The sequence below is a fragment of the Vibrio sp. D54 genome, from assembly GCF_021728075.1.
GTDB classification, from domain to species: Bacteria; Pseudomonadota; Gammaproteobacteria; order Enterobacterales; family Vibrionaceae; genus Vibrio; species Vibrio alginolyticus.
In genome coordinates this window covers 66,783-88,703 of record NZ_JAKKCS010000008.1, presented here as the reverse complement: position 1 = coordinate 88,703, position 21,921 = coordinate 66,783, and the positions used below count along the sequence as shown (strand labels likewise).

17 protein-coding genes and 1 pseudogene are annotated in these 21,921 nt (G+C 44.6%); 15 read left to right on the top strand and 3 right to left on the bottom strand.

Going from position 1 to position 21,921, the window contains the following annotated elements; all coding sequences use genetic code 11:
- Positions 1-53 precede the first annotated feature (53 nt).
- From L3V37_RS12650 to L3V37_RS12590, 13 genes are all read left to right on the top strand, one after another.
- Entirely contained in the window at positions 54-452 is a 399-nt protein-coding gene (locus L3V37_RS12650; RefSeq protein WP_005382272.1) for a hypothetical protein, read from the top strand.
- Between the two features lie 27 nt (positions 453-479).
- The gene (locus L3V37_RS12645) at positions 480-1,547 is read left to right on the top strand and encodes a class I SAM-dependent methyltransferase (protein ID WP_053307501.1); all 1,068 of its coding nucleotides are present in this window, start codon (positions 480-482) and stop codon (positions 1,545-1,547) included.
- A 7-nt stretch (positions 1,548-1,554) separates the two neighbouring features.
- Entirely contained in the window at positions 1,555-2,799 is a 1,245-nt protein-coding gene (locus tag L3V37_RS12640; RefSeq protein WP_167415083.1) for an NAD(P)/FAD-dependent oxidoreductase, read from the top strand.
- Positions 2,800-3,009: 210 nt separating this feature from the next.
- Positions 3,010-3,750, top strand: a complete 741-nt coding sequence (locus L3V37_RS12635) for a transglycosylase SLT domain-containing protein (RefSeq protein WP_174844514.1) — start codon at positions 3,010-3,012, stop codon at positions 3,748-3,750.
- 99 nt (positions 3,751-3,849) lie between these two features.
- A complete protein-coding gene (locus tag L3V37_RS12630; protein ID WP_005382264.1) occupies positions 3,850-5,058 on the top strand; it encodes a DEAD/DEAH box helicase in 1,209 nt (402 codons plus the stop codon).
- A gap of 250 nt (positions 5,059-5,308) precedes the next feature.
- Positions 5,309-5,971 (top strand): TrkA family potassium uptake protein, encoded by a 663-nt coding sequence (locus L3V37_RS12625; protein WP_005388291.1) that lies wholly within the window; start codon positions 5,309-5,311, stop codon positions 5,969-5,971.
- Positions 5,968-7,335: a TrkH family potassium uptake protein gene (locus tag L3V37_RS12620; protein WP_025766961.1), complete on the top strand. Its 1,368-nt coding sequence runs from the start codon at positions 5,968-5,970 to the stop codon at positions 7,333-7,335. The genes L3V37_RS12625 and L3V37_RS12620 overlap by 4 nt, the downstream gene beginning before the upstream one ends.
- A 360-nt stretch (positions 7,336-7,695) precedes the next feature.
- Positions 7,696-10,680: a M6 family metalloprotease domain-containing protein gene (locus L3V37_RS12615; RefSeq protein WP_237306426.1), complete on the top strand. Its 2,985-nt coding sequence runs from the start codon at positions 7,696-7,698 to the stop codon at positions 10,678-10,680.
- Positions 10,681-10,852: 172 nt separating this feature from the next.
- Positions 10,853-11,665, top strand: a complete 813-nt coding sequence (locus tag L3V37_RS12610; RefSeq protein WP_130546583.1) for a sugar transporter — start codon at positions 10,853-10,855, stop codon at positions 11,663-11,665.
- A gap of 176 nt (positions 11,666-11,841) precedes the next feature.
- Entirely contained in the window at positions 11,842-13,311 is a 1,470-nt protein-coding gene (locus L3V37_RS12605) for a protein adenylyltransferase SelO (protein WP_237306425.1), read from the top strand.
- Positions 13,312-13,523: 212 nt separating this feature from the next.
- Entirely contained in the window at positions 13,524-14,522 is a 999-nt protein-coding gene (locus L3V37_RS12600) for a TRAP transporter substrate-binding protein (protein ID WP_130546585.1), read from the top strand.
- Between the two features lie 70 nt (positions 14,523-14,592).
- Positions 14,593-15,267 (top strand): TRAP transporter small permease, encoded by a 675-nt coding sequence (locus L3V37_RS12595; protein ID WP_005382256.1) that lies wholly within the window; start codon positions 14,593-14,595, stop codon positions 15,265-15,267.
- A 3-nt stretch (positions 15,268-15,270) separates the two neighbouring features.
- A complete protein-coding gene (locus L3V37_RS12590; RefSeq protein WP_005382255.1) occupies positions 15,271-16,632 on the top strand; it encodes a TRAP transporter large permease in 1,362 nt (453 codons plus the stop codon).
- A 33-nt stretch (positions 16,633-16,665) separates the two neighbouring features.
- Here the strand turns inward: L3V37_RS12590 and L3V37_RS12585 are convergent, their stop codons facing one another.
- The 3 genes from L3V37_RS12585 to L3V37_RS12575 all read right to left on the bottom strand — a co-directional run bounded on the left by L3V37_RS12585 (position 16,666) and on the right by L3V37_RS12575 (position 20,074).
- The gene (locus L3V37_RS12585) at positions 16,666-16,848 is read right to left on the bottom strand and encodes a hypothetical protein (RefSeq protein WP_237306445.1); all 183 of its coding nucleotides are present in this window, start codon (positions 16,846-16,848) and stop codon (positions 16,666-16,668) included.
- Between the two features lie 78 nt (positions 16,849-16,926).
- Complete coding sequence (locus L3V37_RS12580; protein WP_237306424.1) at positions 16,927-18,264, bottom strand: sigma-54 dependent transcriptional regulator; 1,338 nt, start codon at positions 18,262-18,264, stop codon at positions 16,927-16,929.
- A gap of 4 nt (positions 18,265-18,268) precedes the next feature.
- Complete coding sequence (locus L3V37_RS12575; protein ID WP_053303267.1) at positions 18,269-20,074, bottom strand: ATP-binding protein; 1,806 nt, start codon at positions 20,072-20,074, stop codon at positions 18,269-18,271.
- Between the two features lie 39 nt (positions 20,075-20,113).
- Here L3V37_RS12575 and L3V37_RS12570 point away from each other — a divergent pair.
- Together L3V37_RS12570 and tig are read left to right on the top strand one after the other, a co-directional pair.
- Positions 20,114-20,326 (top strand): annotated as a pseudogene (locus L3V37_RS12570) (hypothetical protein).
- Between the two features lie 274 nt (positions 20,327-20,600).
- Positions 20,601-21,908: a trigger factor gene (gene tig, locus L3V37_RS12565; protein WP_005382251.1), complete on the top strand. Its 1,308-nt coding sequence runs from the start codon at positions 20,601-20,603 to the stop codon at positions 21,906-21,908.
- The last annotated feature ends 13 nt before the right edge of the window (positions 21,909-21,921 follow it).

Below are 21,921 nucleotides of genomic sequence, written 5' to 3'. Positions count from 1 at the left end.
CAGCTCGATACAAATTGGGGTTGACCCAAATTCACAATAAAAAGGAAATTATCATGTCGCGTTTTAAGCTGTATGTCTCGTTATTATTAACTTTGCTTCTTGTTGGTTGTGGACGAGTACAACCTGTAATGAATGTGGAGGATACTCCAGTTGCTTATGATCTTCAAAATAAACAAGTAAAAATGGCCATAGTGCAATCAGCAACTAACCGAGGCTGGACGATCGAAGAAGTAAGCCCTGGTGTTCTTATTGCAAAAATCCACGTTCGTAAACACTCTGCAGAAGTAAAAATCCCATACAATAATAAATATTACTCAATTATTTATCTCAACTCAGTAAATCTCAAAGCAAGTGATGGCAAAATCCACCGCAATTACAATCGTTGGGTAAACAACTTGAATGTTGATATTCAGCGAGCTATTGCATTGTTGGGCAATCAATCTCAACAATAAAACTATTAATTGCAGTTAGGTTTTTCCGTGTTAAATCAAAATAATGACCCTTTTAATGCTTTTGAAGCGAAGACAGAAGCTCAGAAGTTATCTTTTGCACCAATCGTGTTCCAGACCGCCAAAACGCTTCGAGATTTAGGTATTTTAGCCGCTTTAGACAGCGCTGGCGCTCAAGGCATGAGTGCCACAGATATTGCCGAGAAAACGGGAGTATCAGAATATGGTGTTAAAGTACTGTTGGATATGGCGATTAGTGCGCATATTGTTTTATGGGAACGACCTAACTATTCGCTTGCAAACCTTGGTTTTTACCTTCTTCATGATGGTATGACGAATGCAAACATGGATTTTACGGCAGATGTTTGTTACGCCGCGATGATGCATTTGACGGAAGCAATTCAAGAAGGTAAACCGTCTGGTTTGAAAGAGTTGGGCAATTGGGAGACCATCTATCAAGGTCTATCGACGTTACCAGAACAAGCCAAACAGAGCTGGTTTAAGTTCGATCATTTCTATTCGGATCGCTCGTTCCCACTTCTGCTTAAAGAGGTATTTGCAAGCAAGCCAAAGCATCTTGTGGATATTGGCGGAAATACGGGAAAATGGGCGATTCAGTGTTGTAAACATGACCCTGACGTTCAAGTGACGATTGTTGATTTACCGCAGCAATTAGAAGTAGCGATGAAGAATGTTTCAGAAAACCAGTTCGTCGAGCGTGTACGTCCATACCCTGCAAACATGCTTGATAAAGCACAAACATTGCCTGAGCATGCTGACGTATGGTGGATGAGCCAGTTCTTGGATTGCTTTTCCCCAATTGAGATCCTCAATATCCTTAAAAAAGTTAAAGCCCAGTTAACGAAGGGAGATACTATTTACGTATTGGAGCTGTTTTGGGATGCTCAAAAATACGCGGGAGCTTCCTATAGCCTTAATGCCACTTCTCTTTATTTTACCTGTTTAGCTAACGGTAATAGTCGCTTTTATCGCAGTGATGATTTCTTAGAAATTGTCGAAGCGGCAGGTTTATCTGTCGTTGAAAGAACCGACAATATTGGCCTTGGTCATACCTTATTAAAACTACAAGCAAACTAAATTCAGAATGAAAACAGAGCTCAAGCAAGTTGTTGTCGTAGGAGCGGGGCCATCAGGTTCAACCGTTTCTGCCTTATTAAAATCGCGTGGCATAGATGTTGTTGTCTTAGAAAAAGCGACTTTTCCACGTTTTTCCATAGGAGAAAGCCTACTCCCTGCATGTATGGAAGTTGTTGAACAAGCAGGAATGACCAATGCAGTAAAGCAGTTTGGCTTCCAGTATAAAGATGGTGCTGCATTTCGTCGTAATGGTGTATACACCCAGTTCGACTTTACAAACAAATACACGCCAGGACCGGGCACGACGTTTCAGGTTCAACGTGCCAACTTTGATAAAGTATTGGCAGATAGCGCTGAAGAGCAAGGCGTAGAGATTCGCTATCAGCATGAACTGCTCAACCTAGCGTTTGAAGGGAAAAAGTCTCGATTAGAAGTGCTCGACTCAAATAAGAAGGCTTATCAAATCGAAGCAGATTTTGTGCTGGATGCAAGTGGCTTTGGGCGTGTTTTGCCACGCTTGTTGGAGCTAGAAGAACCTTCTTGTCTTCCGCCTAGAAAAGCGATCTTTACCCATATCGAAGATCATATCTCTCCCCAAGAGCCGGAATACGATCGCAACAAAATTTTAATTTCAGTTCATCCTGAAAATCACGACGTATGGTACTGGCTAATCCCATTCTCTAATGGTACTTGTTCGTTTGGTGTGGTGGGTGAGCCAGAATTTTTCGAACAATACCCAGAAGATAAGATTGCAGCGTTGCAGCAGTTAGCCAATGAAGAGCCGGGTTTGGCTTCTTTGTTGCGAAATGCGAATTACCCGAATCCAGCAGGCGAGTTGGGTGGCTATTCTGCTAACGTCAAACGTTTAGCGACAGAGCACTACGCGTTGCTTGGTAATGCAGGTGAGTTTCTTGATCCTGTATTTTCATCGGGTGTCACTATCGCCATGAAATCGGCCGAGTTTGCAGCGGACTGCGTGGTTCGTCAGCTGAATGGTGAAAAGGTTGATTGGCAAGAAGAGTACTCGCAACGCTTAATGGTGGGAGTGAACACATTCCGCACTTATGTGGAAGGCTGGTACAACGGCACGTTGCAAGATGTGATTTTCTATCAAAACCCGAACCCACGTATTAAACAGATGATTAGTGCGATTTTGGCTGGATATGCTTGGGATACGAATAATCCTTACGTAAAACAAAGTGAGCAGCGTTTGTCGACGCTTGCAGAACTGGTTCGGGAAGCTGAACTGTAAGAATATACATTCGCTTATCCGAGAATCAGTAAACCTAGGTCTTACCAAAAAATTGGTAAGACCTTTTTAATGCCTCTTTACTTTTACTTCTAGCGTGTTGGAGACACATTGACCACTTACATCGGTGTGTATCGAATTTGAGAATTTTTATGGTGACATTGATCACATCTAGAATTCCTGTTGCTGATATTTATATTAAATTTGTAGGAAATGGATTACATTCTGGGAGTGTTCCCTACATCTGGCTTCGTTGTGAAAACGGTTTATAAGCAACTGTATAAGTTAGTAAAGTTCCAAAAACTACACCAAAAAAAAGACAAGTTTCTTACCAAATCAATTCGCTTGGTGAGTTCGAGCCATCGACTACGCCAAACGCTTCCTCTACTTTCTAAAATTGTCGAAGAACATGACGCATCAACGGCCTCTTCGATTGCAGATCCCGAGAACGCGGTAGCGTGGGGAGGTAAAGTTTCTCCAGAGTTCAAATCTAAAGTCATCCGTATTAGTAAAGAGCTAAAGATCAATCCTAATCATCTTATGGCGTGCATGGCATTTGAAACTGCTGAAACTTTCAGTCCAAGCATCAAAAATGGTTCCGGAAGCGGGGCTACAGGGTTAATTCAATTTATGCCCTCTACCGCAGAGTCATTAGGAGTGAACACAAAGACTCTTGCGAGAATGAGCGCGCTTGAACAACTTGACTATGTGAAAGCGTACTATTGGCCCTATCGAAATAAAATTAATAGCTTAGAAGATGCTTACATGGCCATTCTCTACCCTGCTGCGATTGGTAAACCGCCGTCTTTCGTTTTGTTCAGACAAGGCTCAATTGCCTATCGACAGAATGCAGGTATCGACCGCCACAAAACGGGGAAAATCACGCTTAATGATGTTTCCTACAAAGTGAGGAAAAAATTAGAAAAAGGTTTGCAGCCCAATTTCCTGGGCTAAGATTGTGTCATGTTCCTAGTTTTTCGCGCATGAATCCTTCTGTTACTTCACGGGGATTCTGATACACTACGCGCCCATTTCCTCTGTTGAGACCTTTCTATGCCATTTTCTAAGCTTGGTTTAAGCGCATCGATTGCTGATGCAGTAAAAGCGCTAGGTTATGAAAAACCCACTTCTATCCAACAAAAAGCCATTCCAATCGTATTGCGTGGCCGCAATTTAATTGCAGCAGCGCAAACGGGCACAGGTAAAACGGCCAGTTTTGTTCTGCCAATCTTAGAAAAGCTTAGTCGAGGCGAAACGCAACGTAAAAAACGCGCTCGTGCGATTATCCTAACGCCAACACGCGAACTTGCGCTTCAGGTTCATCAAAGTATTGAAGCTTATGGTAAAAACTTACCATTACGCTCAATGGCGATGTTTGGTGGTGTGGATTATGCACCACAAAAACAAGCCTTGATCGAGGGTGTCGATATTGTGGTAAGCACGCCTGGGCGCTTGATTGATCTGTACGGTCAACGCGCGATTCACTTTGATGAAGTGGAAATGCTAGTGCTTGATGAAGCCGACAAAATGTTGGATATGGGATTCATCGATGCGATCGACAAAATCGTCGACTGTATGCCAGAACATGTGCAAAGTTTGCTGTTCTCAGCGACGTTATCTAACCCTGTTCGTGACTTGGCGAAAAATGCGATTATTGATCCTGAAGAGATCACGATTGCAAAGCACAGTGCCTCAAAATCAAATATTAAACAGTGGATCACGACCGTCGATAAAGACATGAAGTCGTCGCTGTTAAGTCACTTGCTTAAAGAAAATGACTGGTCGCAAGTACTGGTATTTATTGAAACTAAACACGGCGCGGCCAAACTGGTAAGCCAACTTGAGAAACGTGGCATTGTGGCAGAAGCATTCCACAGTGGCCGTAATCAGCGTGTTCGCCAGGAATTAATAGAAAAGTTTAAAGCGGGTGAAATCCAGTACTTAGTCGCAACCGGCGTTGCTGCGCGCGGTATTGATATTGATAATCTGCCAGTTGTCATCAACTACGATTTGCCTTACCCAGCGGATGAGTATGTACATCGTATTGGTCGTACAGGTCGTGCTGGCGCGAAAGGTGAGGCGATATCACTGGTTTCAAAAGACGACTTTAAGAACCTCTGCATGATTGAAAGCCGTTTAGGGCACTTGCTAGAGCGAGTGGAAATTGAAGGTTTTGCGCCAAGAAAGCCAGTACCAATTTCAATTTTAAATTACGTGCCTAAGAATAAACGTAAACCGCACGATAAGCGCGAATCAAAATAGCCAGTTTATCCCATGATCTAAAAGCCGCATTCTTGCGGCTTTTTGCGTTTTTAGGCATCCAATTATGTAGCCATCGCGACGGTTTCTATTCGATAATGAGGAAAAAAGTTAATCAGTGTCATACGCTTAATACGTAAAGTGAATCAAGGTGCGTTAAGCTTTTGTCAATTATCTGTCCGCAGGTTTGCACAAGGTAAGGAATGGGCGCAAACTTTTTTGCTTGCTAATGAATGCATTAGATGGGGCACAAATGAAAACAGGTGATAAGCAATTCGCCGTTATTGGTCTTGGCCGATTTGGTTTGGCAGTGTGTAAAGAGTTACAAGATTCAGGCGCTCAAGTTTTAGCCGTTGACATCAACGAAGACAGAGTTAAAGAAGCCGCCAGTTTTGTTAGTCAGGCGGTTGTGGCTAACTGTACTCACGAAGAGACGGTTGCTGAGCTCAAACTTGATGATTACGACATGGTGATGATTGCCATCGGAGCGGATGTTAATGCCAGTATTCTTGCGACATTGATTGCTAAAGAGGCGGGAGTAAAGTCAGTATGGGTTAAAGCAAACGACCGCTTCCAAGCTCGTGTTCTGCAAAAAATTGGCGCAGACCACATTATCATGCCTGAGCGTGACATGGGGATACGTGTCGCGCGTAAAATGCTCGATAAACGGGTTCTTGAGTTCCACCCATTAGGCAGTGGCTTAGCTATGACGGAGTTTGTGATTGGCTCTCGTTGGATGGGTAAGACACTAAGTGATTTGGCTCTGTGCAAAGTCGATGGCGTGCAAGTGCTAGGGTTCAAACGGGGCCCAGAAATTACCAAGGCACCTGACCTTAATACCACACTAGAAATTGGTGACCTAATTATTGTGGTCGGCCCTCAAGATGCGCTCGCAAATAAATTAAAATCGCTATGACGTATTTTCATCAGAAAGGTGTTTTTTACGCACCAGATGGTAAACAAGAGAAAGCGAAAGGCAACGAACCGCGAATTATATTGCTCAGTTTTCTCGGTGTTTTACTGCCTTCTGCGGTATTGCTAACCTTGCCAGTTTTTTCTGTTACGGGCCTTTCGATAACGGATGCTTTGTTTACCGCAACGTCCGCTATTAGTGTGACAGGGCTTGGTGTTGTCGATACTGGGCAACACTTTACGCTTGCGGGTAAAATCTTGCTGATGTTTTTAATGCAAATCGGTGGGTTGGGGCAGATGACGTTGTCGGCGGTCTTACTCTATATGTTCGGCGTGCGTTTGAGTTTGCGTCAACAAGCGCTGGCGAAAGAAGCATTAGGGCAAGATCGGCAAGTCAATCTAAACCGACTAGTAAAGCGGATTGTTGTTTTCGCGCTTGTTGCAGAAACGGTCGGGTTTATTTTTCTCTCTATCCGCTGGGTCCCTGAAATGGGCTGGCAGACTGGTATGTTTTACGCCTTGTTTCATGCAATTTCTGCATTTAACAACGCTGGGTTCGCGCTGTTTTCTGACAGTATGATGAGCTTTGTGAATGATCCGTTGGTTATCTTTACACTGGCGGGGCTATTCATTTTTGGTGGGCTTGGTTTTACTGTTGTGGGTGACATCTGGCTAAACTGGCGCAAAGGTTTCCACTTTTTGCATCTTCACACCAAAATCATGCTGATTGCGACACCGATATTGCTCTTAGTCGGAACGATGATGTTTTGGTTACTTGAGCGAAGCAACCCAAACACAATGGCGTCTTTACCTGCAACAGGGCAATGGTTGGCGGCATTCTTTCAATCTGCGAGCGCTCGAACGGCAGGGTTTAATAGTGTTGACTTGGCGTTGTTTACCCAGCCAGCCTTACTGGTCATGATTGTTCTGATGTTAATTGGAGCGGGTTCCACCTCAACGGGGGGCGGTATTAAAGTTTCCACATTTGCTGTTGCGTTTATGGCTACGTGGACCTTTTTACGCCAAAAGAAACATGTGGTTATGTTTAAGCGAACCATAAATTGGCAAACTGTGACTAAGTCATTGGCAATTATCGTTGTGAGCGGAGCCATCCTGACAAGCGCAATGTTTTTATTGATGCTTACCGAGAAGGCCAGCTTTGATAAGGTCATGTTTGAAACCATTTCTGCATTTGCCACAGTGGGGCTCACCGCCGGTTTAACTGCGGAACTTTCTGAACCTGGTAAATACATTATGATCGTGGTGATGATCATTGGTCGTATTGGGCCGCTCACGCTTGCCTACATGTTGGCACGTCCTGAACCTACCTTGGTCAAATACCCAGAAGACGCCGTTCTTACAGGTTAATATAGCGTTAAACAATGGCCGCGCGACCATTACGAGCATTGATTAATAGCAGTGCTCGTACATTTATAGAATATGTGGAATGTTGCCCAGTTTTACCTACAAATTCGTAGAAGTTCATTTCTTATTCCTTTCGTTTCGATACTATTCATTCACTCAGTTTATATTCTCAGAGGCTACGCTCATAACAGCGTTTTGGAATCCGACGCCTTTGTAGTGTGACACCAAAATACGTCGTGTTATCTGAGCGAATTGATACCAGCCTTCGTCAATAGTCACTCAGTCTTACTCTATGCCCATAGGGTTACTTTGTGTTTGTTGTGCTTGGTATTAATGAACGAATCGAAAAGATGGAGTCGTACTTTGAAATTCAACACACTCGCCATGGCTATGCTAACTGCGCTTCTTGCAGGGAAGAGCATGGCAACTACTCCGCCATCGCCGGTTTGGCATACTATTGCGTTGAGCGATGGTAGCTCCAGTGAGGCAATTCTACGTGGAACGGCAGATTTCCACTGGTTTGAAGATAAGCAGGGCAATGCCTTACTTCAGGAAGACGGCGTTTGGTTTTTCGCGCAGATTCAGCGCGAGTCAGACACGCCAATATTGATCTCGACAGGTGTGGTGAAAACGCAGTCGAGTGAGCCACCTGAGTCGGCGAAGTTTCGCCCGGATTTACAAGTTAAACCGCAATTATCTTCTCTAAAAACCATTGAGCCGATGGCACGAAAAAACCTACTGCGTTCGGCGCAAGGTTACCAGGCGATGAGCAGTTCAACGGTGAAGCAGCAGCCCCTATTGGTTGTGCAAGTTTCGTTTGATGACCAAGCAATGGTGCATGATTTTGAGCAACGCGTATTTAATACCAATGGTCAAAGCGTTGTGGATTACTTTGATAAAAACTCTCAAGGTAAATTCAAAGTTGTTCCTGCACTTGAGAGTTACGGCACCGCCAATGACGGTGTGATAGATGTGACTGTGGCACAAAGCCACCCTAACTGTCACTCTAGTTCGACTGATAAGACATGCACCGCCAAGTTGAATGCGGTTTTCACCGAGGCTTATCAAAAACTGGATCCATACTTTAATCTTTCGGCCTACGACAGCAATCAAAATGGTACCGTAGAACCGTCAGAACTCTCTGTCATGTTTATTTTTGCGGGGGGTGATCGTTCAACAGGGGTTCTCAACCGTCCTGCGATTTGGCCGCACAAATTCTCTCACAATGATGTCACATTAGATGGTAAAAAGATCACAGACTATTGTGTGTTCGCTGACTATCAAGTTGATCATCAAGCGACGTTGGGCGTGATCGTACACGAGCTTGGTCACTTAATGCTTGGCTTACCGGATTTGTACGCAAGGAACAGTGATGCCTCGATTGGCTCTTGGGGCGTGATGGGTGGCGGTTCATGGGCGCAGAAACCGGGAGATTCATACGCTGGTGACACTCCGGTGAACATGAGTGCATGGAGCAAACACGCTGCTGGTTTTGTTGTACCAACGGTAACTCATGAAAGTCCAGCGCCTATTTCTGTGAACAACGACGATGTCAAGCTGGTGTATCTCGACCCGTACTTGAAAGAGTTTGGTCCACGTATTTACTTGGAAAATCGCACCTTTAGCGGTTACGACCGAGCATTGGCGGCTGAAGGTATCCTAGCGACGTCGGTCAATGTCCAGAACCGCTTTAATGATGTTGGCGCGATGCAGGTTCAAATCATGCAGGCTGATGGTCTGAATGAGTTAGAAAATGATGGTAGGAGTGACGCTGACGATTTATACCCTAATGGTGGCGATGTCATTTCAGATACATCGACCCCGGGTCTGAGAGCGATCACAGGGTTTGATACTGGGGTTCGTATTTCCAACATTGCCAGCAACACCAACGGCGGTAGTTTTTCTCTTGAGCATACAAACGAACCAAATAAATCAGCATGGCTGAACTCTCTTCACCAAGGGTATGTGTACGCGAGTGGGAGTAACACTCTGGCGGTGTCACTGGACTTGAATAGTGATACAGAGCTTGATGGCCTTCAACTTTACGCGCAAAGAGATAGCGCTCAAAGTGACATGACTTATCGAGTTTGGCGATTCCCATTTTCTGGAAACATTGGCTATCGATTAATATTGAATCAAAACAACGCTGAGCTTTTACAGCAAGGTAACTTCCAAAAGTCATCTCGAATTTTATTCCCTCAATCAAGCCAATTGAGTGCGGGTCAGCATTTATTGGTCGTTGAATTGGAAGGCGGTCAATTTGATGCAAACTTTGATTTCGGCCGCTTGCTAAAAACTGAAAAAGCCTCCCTACCTGTAATGTGGACTGGTGATTACAGTGAGATTGGCACGTTTGGTCTAGAAAAAGCCGGGTTCTCTTATATTCCGTTTGCAGCATTATTAAATGTGGATGCGAGCAACTTGGTTGAAGCGAAATCTGATTCGTTACAAACCAATAAAAATACGCCAATCAAACTGAACCTGATGGACAATGATTTCATGGCGGTAGGGTATCAGTTCAATGTGGACATTGTGCAGAAGCCTGAGCACGGCACCATCTCTGGTAACCAGTACCAACCTGAAGCTAACTTCGTTGGTCTGGACACTTTCCAATATCGTTTGTTGTCGGTTGATGGTGCGTACTCATCTTCAATTGTGAATGTGCAGGTGGAAGTGCTTGGCAGCAACGAAGCGCCAGTGGCCGTGATAGATGTTGATAATAAAGACATGACGGTTGGGCAGCGAGTCACGTTGTCTGCGTTAAATAGTACGGATGCTGATGGTGATGTGTTGAGTTATAAATGGGAGCAGTTGGCTGGCACTTCAGTTTCTCTTGGCAATGCAATCAGTGTTAGCACAAGCTTTACGGTGCCTCAAGGTGCAAAAGCGGGTGAGGTTCTGACATTCCGTTTAACCGTGACTGACCCTAGTAATGAAACGTCCAGTGCTACCGTCGATTTAACCATGAAAAACGCAGCGCCAGTTACGCTTGCAGATACGGCGACCGTTGCCGTTGGTGAAAGTATTCTGATTGATGCAGCGAGCAATGATTCGGATGTGAACGGCGATAAACTGGTTGTAGAAAGCGTACAGAACGTAACGGGTGTGGGAAGTGCGAGTGTAGAGAATGGCAAAATCCGTTTTCAAGCACCGGATAGCCCTACTGACGGCATCAAGCTGCAATATACGGTTTCAGATGGTCATGGTGCCACTGCTACGGGGGAAGTTATCGTGACGGTTGTTGCTTCTTTGAAGACAACGACATTCAAGAACTCTGAAGGTAGCGGCAGTGTTTCTTATTGGGCTTTGATGTTACTTGCAACATTAGGCTGGCGACGTCGCGTCTAAAACGGTATTGAATTGCGGTATAAGCCATTCATATTGAGTGGCTTATTTTTTATCTGATCTATTTTGGTTTCGTTCTCATTGTCTTATGAGATGTGTTTCTCATTATTTTTAAAGCGATTTTTCTACTCTGCGGTTACCCTAGGGGCCGATTTTTATGAACTAAGGATGTTATATGTCTACCGAGGCCTTTTCTGTTTCGGAAATATGCCGAGAAGCGGCAGTGATGGTCAGAAGGAATCTACTCGCAATTGTTATTGCTTGTATTCCGTTGATTATCGTGCACTCAATTTTTGCTTTTATGTATCCTGAAATGACGGGGCAAGATCAAGCGAACGTTCAAGAAGGCAATGTCGCAGGATTTTATTTCGTCACAATTATTTTGTACCCACTTGTTGCCGCTATGGCGGCTGTGCGTGTGCATCGAATTTATTTAGCCGGCGATTACATGCACTCTGCGTTGGATGTATTTCGTTTGTCAGCTCGAGAATTCCGTTTCATAGGCTGGTGGATACTGTTTGGACTGATGATGATGCTCGTCATTGGTATCCCGATCTTTGTGTTGTCGTTTATCTACATTGCAGAAAGTGGTGAAGCCGACTTTGTCGCTATGGCTATTATCACAACGATTGCAAGCATTCCCGGCTATTGGGTAATGGCGCGATGGTCATTTGTGTTGCCAGCGACTGCAATGGATCATCAACCGCGCAGTTTGCGTCGTTCGTGGAACCAGAGCAGAGCATATAACAAACAAGTATTCATTTTGATGGGACTAATTCCATTGGGTGCGGGCTTGCTCAGTCAGCTGATCTTTAGCCACTTTACGAATCTCTTTATGTTGAGCCTCGTCGGTGTGGCCTATGGTATTTTTGGCGCGTACCAGTTGGCATTGTTATCGTTGAGCTATAAAACGGTAGTGGATATCGAACGCGCTCGTTTTGATACGCCATCACAGCCACCAAAAACGGGTGAAGAATTTTCCGCTTAACCCTTTGATCGTTTTTACATGCTACCTCCGTTTAGGAGACGGTCTGCGGCAGGTTTATACCTTCCTGCCGCCTTCACGTTATTCACGCAAAATACCCATGCCCATTTCATGGCTGAATGACAGGGACATTCACACGTATACTCACAACAGTACTTCTTTTTGTTAAGGAACCCTACATGTCCATTTGGCAACGGGTCAATTTCACCCATCGCTTTAGTCAATTACCGTCAGCGTTCTATACGTTGGTCGAGCCACAACCCTTGGACAACACTCGCTGGGTCGCTTGGAATGGTGAGTTTGCACAGCAGTTTGGTTTACCAGCAGAGCAAAACGATGAGTTATTGGCGGTTTTTTCTGGGCTAAGTGAATTCGAACAATTTCGTCCTCTTGCGATGAAATATGCAGGCCATCAGTTTGGCGTTTACAACCCAGATTTGGGCGATGGACGTGGATTACTGTTGGCAGAAATTGAGCATCAGAATGGTACTTGGTTTGATCTTCACCTCAAAGGTGCAGGGCTAACGCCTTACTCGCGAATGGGGGATGGGCGAGCGGTATTACGCTCGACTATCCGTGAGTACCTGTGCAGTGAAGCCATGGCGGGCCTTGGGGTTCCCACGACACGTGCTCTCGGTATGATGGTCAGTGATACACCTGTTTATCGAGAAAAAACGGAATCGGGCGCTTTGTTACTTCGAATGGCTGAAACCCATGTTCGATTCGGTCACTTTGAGCATTTCTTTTACACCAACCAGTTAGCAGAGCAGAAGCTGTTGGCGGATAAGGTGATTGAGTGGCACTTTGCTGATTGTGCATCGGCGGAGAAACCATATGCCGCGATGTTTGACGCCATCGTGACTAAAACAGCCGAGATGCTCGCATATTGGCAAGCTTTTGGTTTTGCGCATGGTGTGATGAATACCGATAACATGTCAATTCTTGGGCAAACTTTTGATTATGGTCCGTTTGGCTTTCTTGATGATTATGAGCCGGGATACATTTGTAATCATTCAGACTACCAGGGTCGTTACGCATTTGATCAACAGCCTAGAATTGCGCTTTGGAACCTGTCAGCACTGGCGCATGCGTTATCGCCACTCGTTGAACGAGAAGATTTAGAATCGTCGTTGAGTCAATTTGAAGTTCATTTAAGCCAGCAGTTCAGCCGCCTCATGCGTGAGAAGTTGGGCTTAAAAACTAAGATAGCGGAAGACGGGCGTTTGTTTGAAGCTATGTTTGATCTTCTTCACCAGAATAAAACGGACTACACTCGCTTCTTCAGAACACTTTCAAACCTTGATAATGCGCCTTCCCAAGCCGTAATCGATTTATTTCTCGACCGAGAAGCTGCGCGAGCTTGGCTTGATCTGTACTTAGCTCGTTGTGAGCTAGAGGTTGATGAACTAGGGGGCCTGATTTCAACCGAACAGCGTTGCAAACAGATGCGTCAAGCCAATCCCAAATACATCTTGCGTAACTACTTGGCTCAGTTGGCGATTGATAAAGCGGAAGAAGGGGACTTTAGCGAATTACACCGATTGGCCGAACTGTTAAAACGCCCATTTGATGAGCAACCCGAGTTTGATGATTACGCGAAATTGCCACCGGAATGGGGGAAGAAAATGGAGATAAGCTGTTCTTCATAAGTGGGTCATTTTCCACCCATTTGTATCTTTTTCTTGGGTGGAATTCACTCGTTACACTTCGGGTTCATGTTAATGGACTGTGTTAATTTATTGAAATGCATATAAATTTTAACATGGTCCATTAATTGCTCTTTGTTGAACATCCGTACCCATCGCCTAACACCTAGTTACTCATGGACGGGATGGGATGTGATTCAACAAGGAGAATAATAATGTTTAAGCCTCTAACTCTACTATCTGTCTCTGCACTTGCTGTTACCAGTTTTAATGCTGCCGCAAATTGTGACCCGGGTGAAACGGTCATCAAGTTTAGCCATGTAACGAATGCGGACAAACACCCTAAAGGCATCGCGGCTTCGTTACTTGAAAAGCGCGTCAACGAAGAGATGAACGGTAAAGTCTGTATGCAGGTGTTTCCTAACTCAACACTTTATGATGATGATAAAGTGTTGGAAGCGCTACTGAATGGTGATGTTCAACTCGCTGCTCCTTCTCTTTCTAAGTTTGAGAAATTCACCAAGAAGTACCGCCTTTTCGATCTCCCTTTCTTGTTCGATGATGTCGACGCGGTTGACCGTTTCCAAAACTCGGAAGCGGGTGAAAAGCTGAAAAACTCAATGAAACGTCGTGGCCTACAAGGCATTGCGTTTTGGCATAACGGCATGAAGCAAATGTCAGCCAACAAGCCGCTCATTTCTCCAACTGATGCTGAAGGACTTAAGTTCCGTGTTCAAGCCTCTGATGTACTCGTTGCTCAGTTTGAGCAGCTAGGTGCTAACCCACAAAAAATGTCGTTCAAAGAAGTTTACGGCGGCTTGCAAACTAAGGTTATTGATGGTCAAGAAAATACTTGGTCAAACATTTACGGCAAAAAATTCTTCGAAGTTCAAGATGGCATTACGGAAACGAACCACGGAATTTTGGATTACTTAGTTGTGACGTCAAACGACTTCTGGGAAAACCTACCAGATGATCAGCGCGAGCAGTTAAATACCATTATTCAAGAGGTAACTGCGCAGCGTAATGCTGAGTCAACCAAAGTAAACCTTGCGAATAAGAACAATATCATCGAAGCCGGTGGTGTGGTTCGTACTCTAACGCCAGAACAGCGCCAAGAGTGGGTCACTGCACTTCAACCAGTATGGAAGAAGTTCGAAAAAGACATTGGTTCTGACCTAATCGAAGCCGCTTTGGCGTCTAACCAAAAATAATAACACCTAACACATTTAGCCCTCTCAAACTAAGGGGGCTCTTTCCCTCTACAGACGACGTGATGTAATTATGGAACAGACTTTTTTTGCCAAGGCTGGACGAATCACCGATGCCATTGAAGAGACTTTAATTGCTTTCTTCTTGGGTGCCATGACCTTGCTGACTTTTGCCAATGTCATCTTTCGTTATGTCTTTAACGACAATATTCTTTGGGCGCTTGAGCTCACCGTTTTCATGTTCGCATGGATGGTGTTGGTTGGCGCATCTTATGGTGTGAAAAAACACTTTCATATTGGTGTCGATGTCATTATTAACATCGTTCCGGAAGGTAAACGAAAAGCCCTGGCGCTTTTTGCAGCAATGTGTTGCTTAGCCTTCTCTATTTTGCTGTTAATTGGCGCTTGGAACTACTGGTATCCGTTCGCTACTGACCGAGCGTGGTATGAAACGGACGATATTCCGATGCCTGAAATGCTCCAGTTCATGGCCGACTGGTTAAATGAGGGAGAGCGTTATGAAAAGCTGCCACGTTTTATTCCTTACTTCGCTTTGCCACTTGGAATGGCGCTACTAACGTTTAGATTTGTTCAAGTCACGTGGCAAATCGCTACTGGTAAGCTCGATCGCTTGATTGCAGGACATGAAGCGGAGGAAGAGCTCGAATCTCTTAAAGCTGAGATGAGTGACGCTGAAGACGTAATGGCTCCAAAGGCCTCGCAAGACGCTAAAAACAAGGAGCAATAAGCCATGGATATCTTATTTCTATTTTTGATGGTAATTGGCTTTATGCTGGTTGGCGTGCCAATTGCTATTTCGCTGGGCCTTTCCAGTGTTCTTTTCCTTTTAATGCATTCGGATGCCTCTTTAGCGTCAGTTGCTCAAACGCTGTTTAATGCATTCGCGGGCCACTACACGCTATTGGCTATTCCATTCTTTATATTGGCTTCAAGCTTTATGTCGACGGGTGGCGTAGCAAAGCGGATCATTCGTTTCGCCATTGCCATTGTAGGCTGGTTCCGCGGCGGTTTGGCGATGGCTTCGGTTGTCGCGTGTATGATGTTTGCCGCGTTGTCAGGTTCCTCACCTGCAACGGTTGTTGCCATAGGTAGTATTGTTATCGCAGGTATGATCAAAAACGGTTACTCAAAAGAGTTTGCCTCTGGGGTAATTTGTAACGCAGGTACGCTAGGGATTTTGATCCCACCTTCGATTGTGATGGTGGTGTATGCAGCCGCAACGGATGTGTCAGTTGGACGTATGTTCCTTGGTGGTGTGATTCCCGGTTTGCTGGCGGGTGTCATGTTGATGATCGCGATTTACATTGCCGCGAGAATCAAGAACCTTCCAAAACAACCTTTTGTCGGTTGGAAAGAAACCTTTGATGCTGCCAAGGATGCAAGCTGGGGCTTGTTGTTGGTCGTCATCATTCTTGGTGGTATCTATGGCGGTATCTTTACGCCGACAGAAGCCGCTGCGGTTGCTGCTGTGTACTCATTCTTTATTGCTAACTTTGTATACAAAGACATGGGGCCATTTGCAGACAAGAAAAACACTAAACCTGCGCTCGTTAAAATCTTCCAAACCTTTGTTCATAAAGACACCAAACACACCCTGTATGAAGCGGGCAAACTCACCATCATGCTGCTGTTCATCATTGCTAATGCCTTAATTTTGAAGCATGTTTTAACGGAAGAACGCATCCCGCAAATGATCACAGAGTCGATGCTCTCGGCTGGTCTCGGACCCATCACTTTCTTGATTGTGGTGAACGTCTTGTTGTTGATTGGTGGTCAGTTCATGGAGCCATCAGGCTTGTTGATCATTGTTGCGCCGCTCGTGTTCCCAATTGCGATTGCATTAGGCATAGACCCAATTCATTTGGGCATAATGATGGTGGTGAATATGGAGATAGGAATGATAACGCCGCCCGTGGGTCTTAACTTATTTGTGACCGCTGGTGTTGCCAAAATGTCGATGATGAACGTAGTGAAGGCAGCATTACCCTGGGTTGGAGTGATGTTCTTATTCCTAATTATCGTCACATATGTACCATGGGTATCGACTTGGTTGCCTACTACCTTGATGGGGCCGGAGATCATTACCAAGTAATGGAAGCCAGAAAGTAGAAAGAGGTGTGAGAATTCACACCTCTTCATCTATTGATTTGTAACAAGTTTTACGCGGGTCTGAATTAATTCGACGTTCATAGTGTCGCCACCTCTTTTTATTTTTACGACGCTCTTCACCGAGTCTTCTCTCTTCTTGATAGCAACCGTCTACGATCACGGTATCTGTAACAATCGGTATTCTCACTTTTTCGTTCATATCTGTAACAACCATGATAAACCTGTTGTTAAAAATTATGATTCAAGTTGAATATAATGCCAGTTATCTGAACGTGTTTTATTTGTAAAGGTCTTTATTTATTTGGTAGCGCTGCATCTTGTCGTAAAGGGTTTTTCTTGGCACATTCAATTGGCACATTGTCTGTTTAATACTACCGTTGTTTTCTAATAAAGCGCCTTCAATGGCTGCTCTCTCAAACTCCGCCACTTGCTCTGCAAGGCTTGAGGAAGACTTAGCAACTGGGTTCGATTCTCCCAACTGAATTAACTTACCCAATAGTACAAAACGTTCTGCAGCATTTCTGAGTTCTCGAACATTACCAGGCCAGTCATGGCTCATCAGTTGCGCTAGATCTTGGGGTGACAAACTAGGTGAGCTTTTGCCATAACGTGAAGCTGCTACCAACAGAAAGTGGTGAAAGAGGGCGGGAATGTCTTCTTTTCGTTCGCGTAGTGGCGGGAGATCCAAGGTCACGACATTGAGCCGATAATAGAGGTCCTGACGGAAAGTACCTTCTTCAGCTGCGTGTTTTAAATCGACCTTTGTTGCGGCAATCACTCGAATATCTAAAGGCAATAATTCATTTGAACCGACACGCTCAATCACGCGCTCTTGTAATCCCCTCAATAAACGAATTTGGGCTTGGATAGGCATCGACTCGATCTCATCCAAGAAAAGTGTGCCGCCTTGTGCAAACTCAAATTTACCGATACGACGGCTTTCGGCGCCAGTGAATGCGCCTTTTTCATGGCCGTAGAGTTCACTCTCAATTAAGTTCTCTGGAACCGCTCCACAATTTACGGCGACAAAGTTTTGGTTCCGGCGAGAGCTTTGCTCATGTAAAGAACGAGCGATTAACTCTTTCCCTGTACCGGTTTCACCAAACAATAAAATATCGGCGTCGGTATCGGCGATTTGGGTGATGGTTTCTCGTAATATTTGGATGCTAGAGGTTTCACCAATAACTCGTGGGCCAAGGGTTTTACTGGCTTTAAGTGACAGGCGCAGTTTTTCATTTTCATTGGTTAGTTTGCGCTTCTCAATCGCCCGCTTAACCGTTTCAACCAAATGCTCTGGCGCAAAAGGTTTCTCAATAAAGTCGTAAGCGCCTTGATGAAGGGCTTGCACTGCCATGGAAATATCACCGTGTCCAGTGATCATGATGACGGGTAAGTTTGCATCGCGTTGAGTCAAAGTTGTTAGCATATCCATACCAGAAATGCCCGGTAAACAGATATCAGTGACCACGACGCCAGCTTCTTCTCCTTGCTGCATCGCTATTAAAGCCGATTCTGCATCCACAAAAAACTTGGCGTCGATATCCGCAAGTTCAAAGGTCTGTTCTATAGCGAGTCTGAGATCGGCCTCATCATCAATAAAAAGCACCTGACACATGATCTTATCCTTTTGATGGTTCAGTGTTGTAAGAAGTGATAGGTAAACACAATGAGAATCGAGCGCCGCCTTGTTCTCGATTATGGGCACATAATTTTCCATTCATACTGGCTAAGATTTGTTGCGAGATAGAGAGACCCAAGCCTAAACCGTTCAGTTTAGTGGTTAGAAACGGTTCACATAAATCAGAAAGTGAGAAAGAGCCAAGCCCTGGGCCATTATCATCAACATGAATCCAAACCAAATCAGTGTGCTCATCGTGTTCTACAGATAATTCTACCTGTTTGTCTTGTTGTTCTTTGAGTGCTTCTATCGCATTAGTCAGTAAATTGACCAACACTTGCTCCAGTTGAATAATATTGATCTGCACTTCAACATCATGCTTTGGCAAATTTGTTTCTAACGTGACGCGCCCTGATTTAAATGCGGGCTTCATCAGTTCTTTTACAGAGGCAATAACAGGGAACAATCGAGATTGAGCCAACTCGTCACCACTGGTTTTTTTGGCGAAAGAGCGAAGTTGCTGACTGATATTTGCCATACGGTCAGTGAGAGCAGAAATGCGAGTGAGATTATCTTCCACTCGCTCATATTTTTCTTTTTTTAGAAACAGCTTGCCGTTCTCCGCAAAGCTACGAATTGCCGCAAGTGGATTATTCAGTTCATGGCTGATACTGGCTGACATTTGTCCTAACACCGCGAGTTTCGCTGCTTGCACCAATTCATCTTGAGTAACGCGTAAAGTTTGCTCGGTATCGATACGCTGTGCGATCTCAGCTTGCAACTCGGCAGTCCGTGCCATGACTTGATATTCCAACTTTTGATTTGCTTCTTGTTGAATTCGTTCAATTTGCAAGTGACGCTGTTGACGGTGATAGATAAGCTGACCAATTAAAAACAAAACCATGAATGCTAGAGTGAGTACAAAGATGTAACCCATGGTGAACCAAACGATCGACTGTTTAGGAGACAGCACACGAATTGTCAGTTTGAGTTCGGGAAGGGGCAGCGAAGAGACCACCAAGGTTCCTTTATTGTATGGGTAACCCTGTTTAAGCTCAGAATGCACCTCGTCCAAACTACCCACTAATCCAAGCGTTTCAATTGGCGCATCAAGATATTGTTGGCTTGCCCAAACTTGCTTTTTCTCTTTTTTTGTCAGTGGTTGTAAGCTTTTGAGTAGCCATTCACTTCGGCTACTCATGAAAACAATTCCGTATGGGTCGCTGGCGACAAAAACACTGTTAGGTTGCTGCCAGTTGTCCTCTATCTTACTTAGGTCCATCTTCACCACGACGACACCAAGTACACCGCCAGCGTATACGATGGGATAAGAATAGTAGTAGCCACGTTTACCAGATGTTGAGCCCAGTGCGTAGTATTGGCTTCGTTTACCTACAATAGCTTGTTTGAAATAAGGTCGAAATGCAAAATTTCGACCGATAAAGGAGCGCTCTTTACGCCAGTTGCTGGCCGCGATCGTTGTACCCCATTGATCGATTAAGTACGTATCCGCTGCTTCAATCACGCCATTAACGGATTCTAAATACCGATTAGTGATTTCCAGTTGCGCACTGTTGTTGGGGTGCAGAAGCGCTTGATAAAGAGGATCATCTTTAGCGAGAAGATTTGGGATATGGGCGTACTTATCGAGTTTATTTTTTATATGGCCAGAAAACTGCTCCAGCTGTGATTGGTGTTTATCAAGTAGAGATTGATAACTGGTCTGCCAAACCCAATGGCCACCGATAATTGCGGACAGGAAATAGAAAGCAAAAAATGTCAGCAGAATCCGTTTTTTTTGCGACATCCTTACACTCCTTACAACTTCCTTTGGTCACGTAAGAAAATGTTAATAGTTTGTAGGAAGGATTAGGGATTTAGTTTTCAACTCTGTGGAGTAAAACAAGAGCAAGATCTCTTTTTAGGCTTTTCGATAAAAAAACCGGTCGATTCTCTTGAAAAAGTCGCTATTGTCCCCATTCTAGATATGCTGGCGATGCTTAGACGGTGTCTGAATCGCATTTTTGAAGAAAAAATGGGTCAGCATTCGAGAATTTAGCGCAGACAATGTCCACATAGTGGCTATTGGCTCGACAGGGTTGCGACAGATCGCTAGAATGTCGCGTCTAAAAATTCTGTCCTGAGGCTAATAGGAGATACCTTTGGTTATTTTATCGAAGATATCACTGATTAGTCCGGTACTGACAACCAGTATCGATACTCGATTTTAAATTAGGTGTTCGGACAGAACACTACACAAGGATGAAGCGTAAGCTCCTCTGAGTTTCGCTCATACGCTCGGAAAACCGAGCCACTTTAGAGGTTTATATATAATGCAAGTTACTGTTGAAACGCTAGAGGGCCTAGAGCGCCGTCTAAACATTACTGTTCCAGCTGCAAACATCGAAGACGCTGTAACAGCTGAACTACGCAACATCGCTAAAAACCGTCGTTTCGATGGTTTCCGTAAGGGTAAAGTGCCTCTAAAAATGGTTGCTAAGATGTACGGCAAAGCAGTACGTCAAGACGTTCTTGGTGAAGTAATGCAACGCCACTTCATCGAAGCTATCGTTAAAGAGAAAATCAACCCAGCTGGCGCTCCAACTTTCGCTCCTGTAGAGAACAAAGAAGGTTCAGACCTAGTTTTCACTGCAACTTTTGAAGTTTACCCAGAAGTTGAGCTTAAAGGCCTAGAGAGCATCACTGTTGAAAAACCACTAACAGAAGTTAAAGATGCAGACGTAGAAGAGATGATCGATACTCTACGTAAGCAACAAGCAACTTGGGTTGAAGTTGAAGAAGCAGCAGAAGATGGCAAACGCGTAAGCATCGACTTCGTTGGTTCTATCGACGGTGAAGAGTTCGAAGGTGGTAAAGCTGAGAACTTCCCTCTAGAAATGGGTGCTGGTCGCATGATCCCTGGTTTCGAAGACGGTATCGCAGGTAAAACTGCTGGTATGGAATTCGACATCGACGTGACTTTCCCAGAAGATTACCACGCTGAAAACCTAAAAGGTAAAGCAGCTAAGTTCGCAATCAAAGTGAACAAAGTTGAAGCTCGTGAACTACCAGAACTAAACGACGAGTTCGTTGCTAAGTTCGGTGTTGTTGAAGGTGGTGTTGAAGCACTTAAAGCTGAAGTTCGTAAGAACATGGAACGCGAACTTAAGCAAGCTGTTAAGAACCGCATCAAAGAGCAAGCGATTGACGGTCTAGTTGAGCAAAACGACATCAACGTACCATCAGCGCTTATCGAGCAAGAAATCCAAGTTCTACGTCAACAAGCTGCACAACGCTTCGGTGGTAACCCAGAAGCTGCTGCTCAGCTTCCACGTGAACTGTTCGAAGAACAAGCTAAACGTCGCGTAGTTGTTGGTCTTCTACTAGGTGAAGTAATCAAATCTGAAGAGCTAAAAGCGGACGACGAGAAAGTTAAAGCTCTAATCGAAGAAATGGCTACTGCATACGAAGATCCATCAGAAGTTATTGCTTACTACGAGCAAAACGAAGAAATGATGAACAACATGCGCAACGTAGCTCTAGAAGAGCAAGCAATCGACGCGATCATCGCTAAAGCACAGGTTTCTGAGAAAGAAGTAGGCTTCAACGAGCTACTTAACCAACAACAACCTGCTGCTTAATAAGCAATATCTT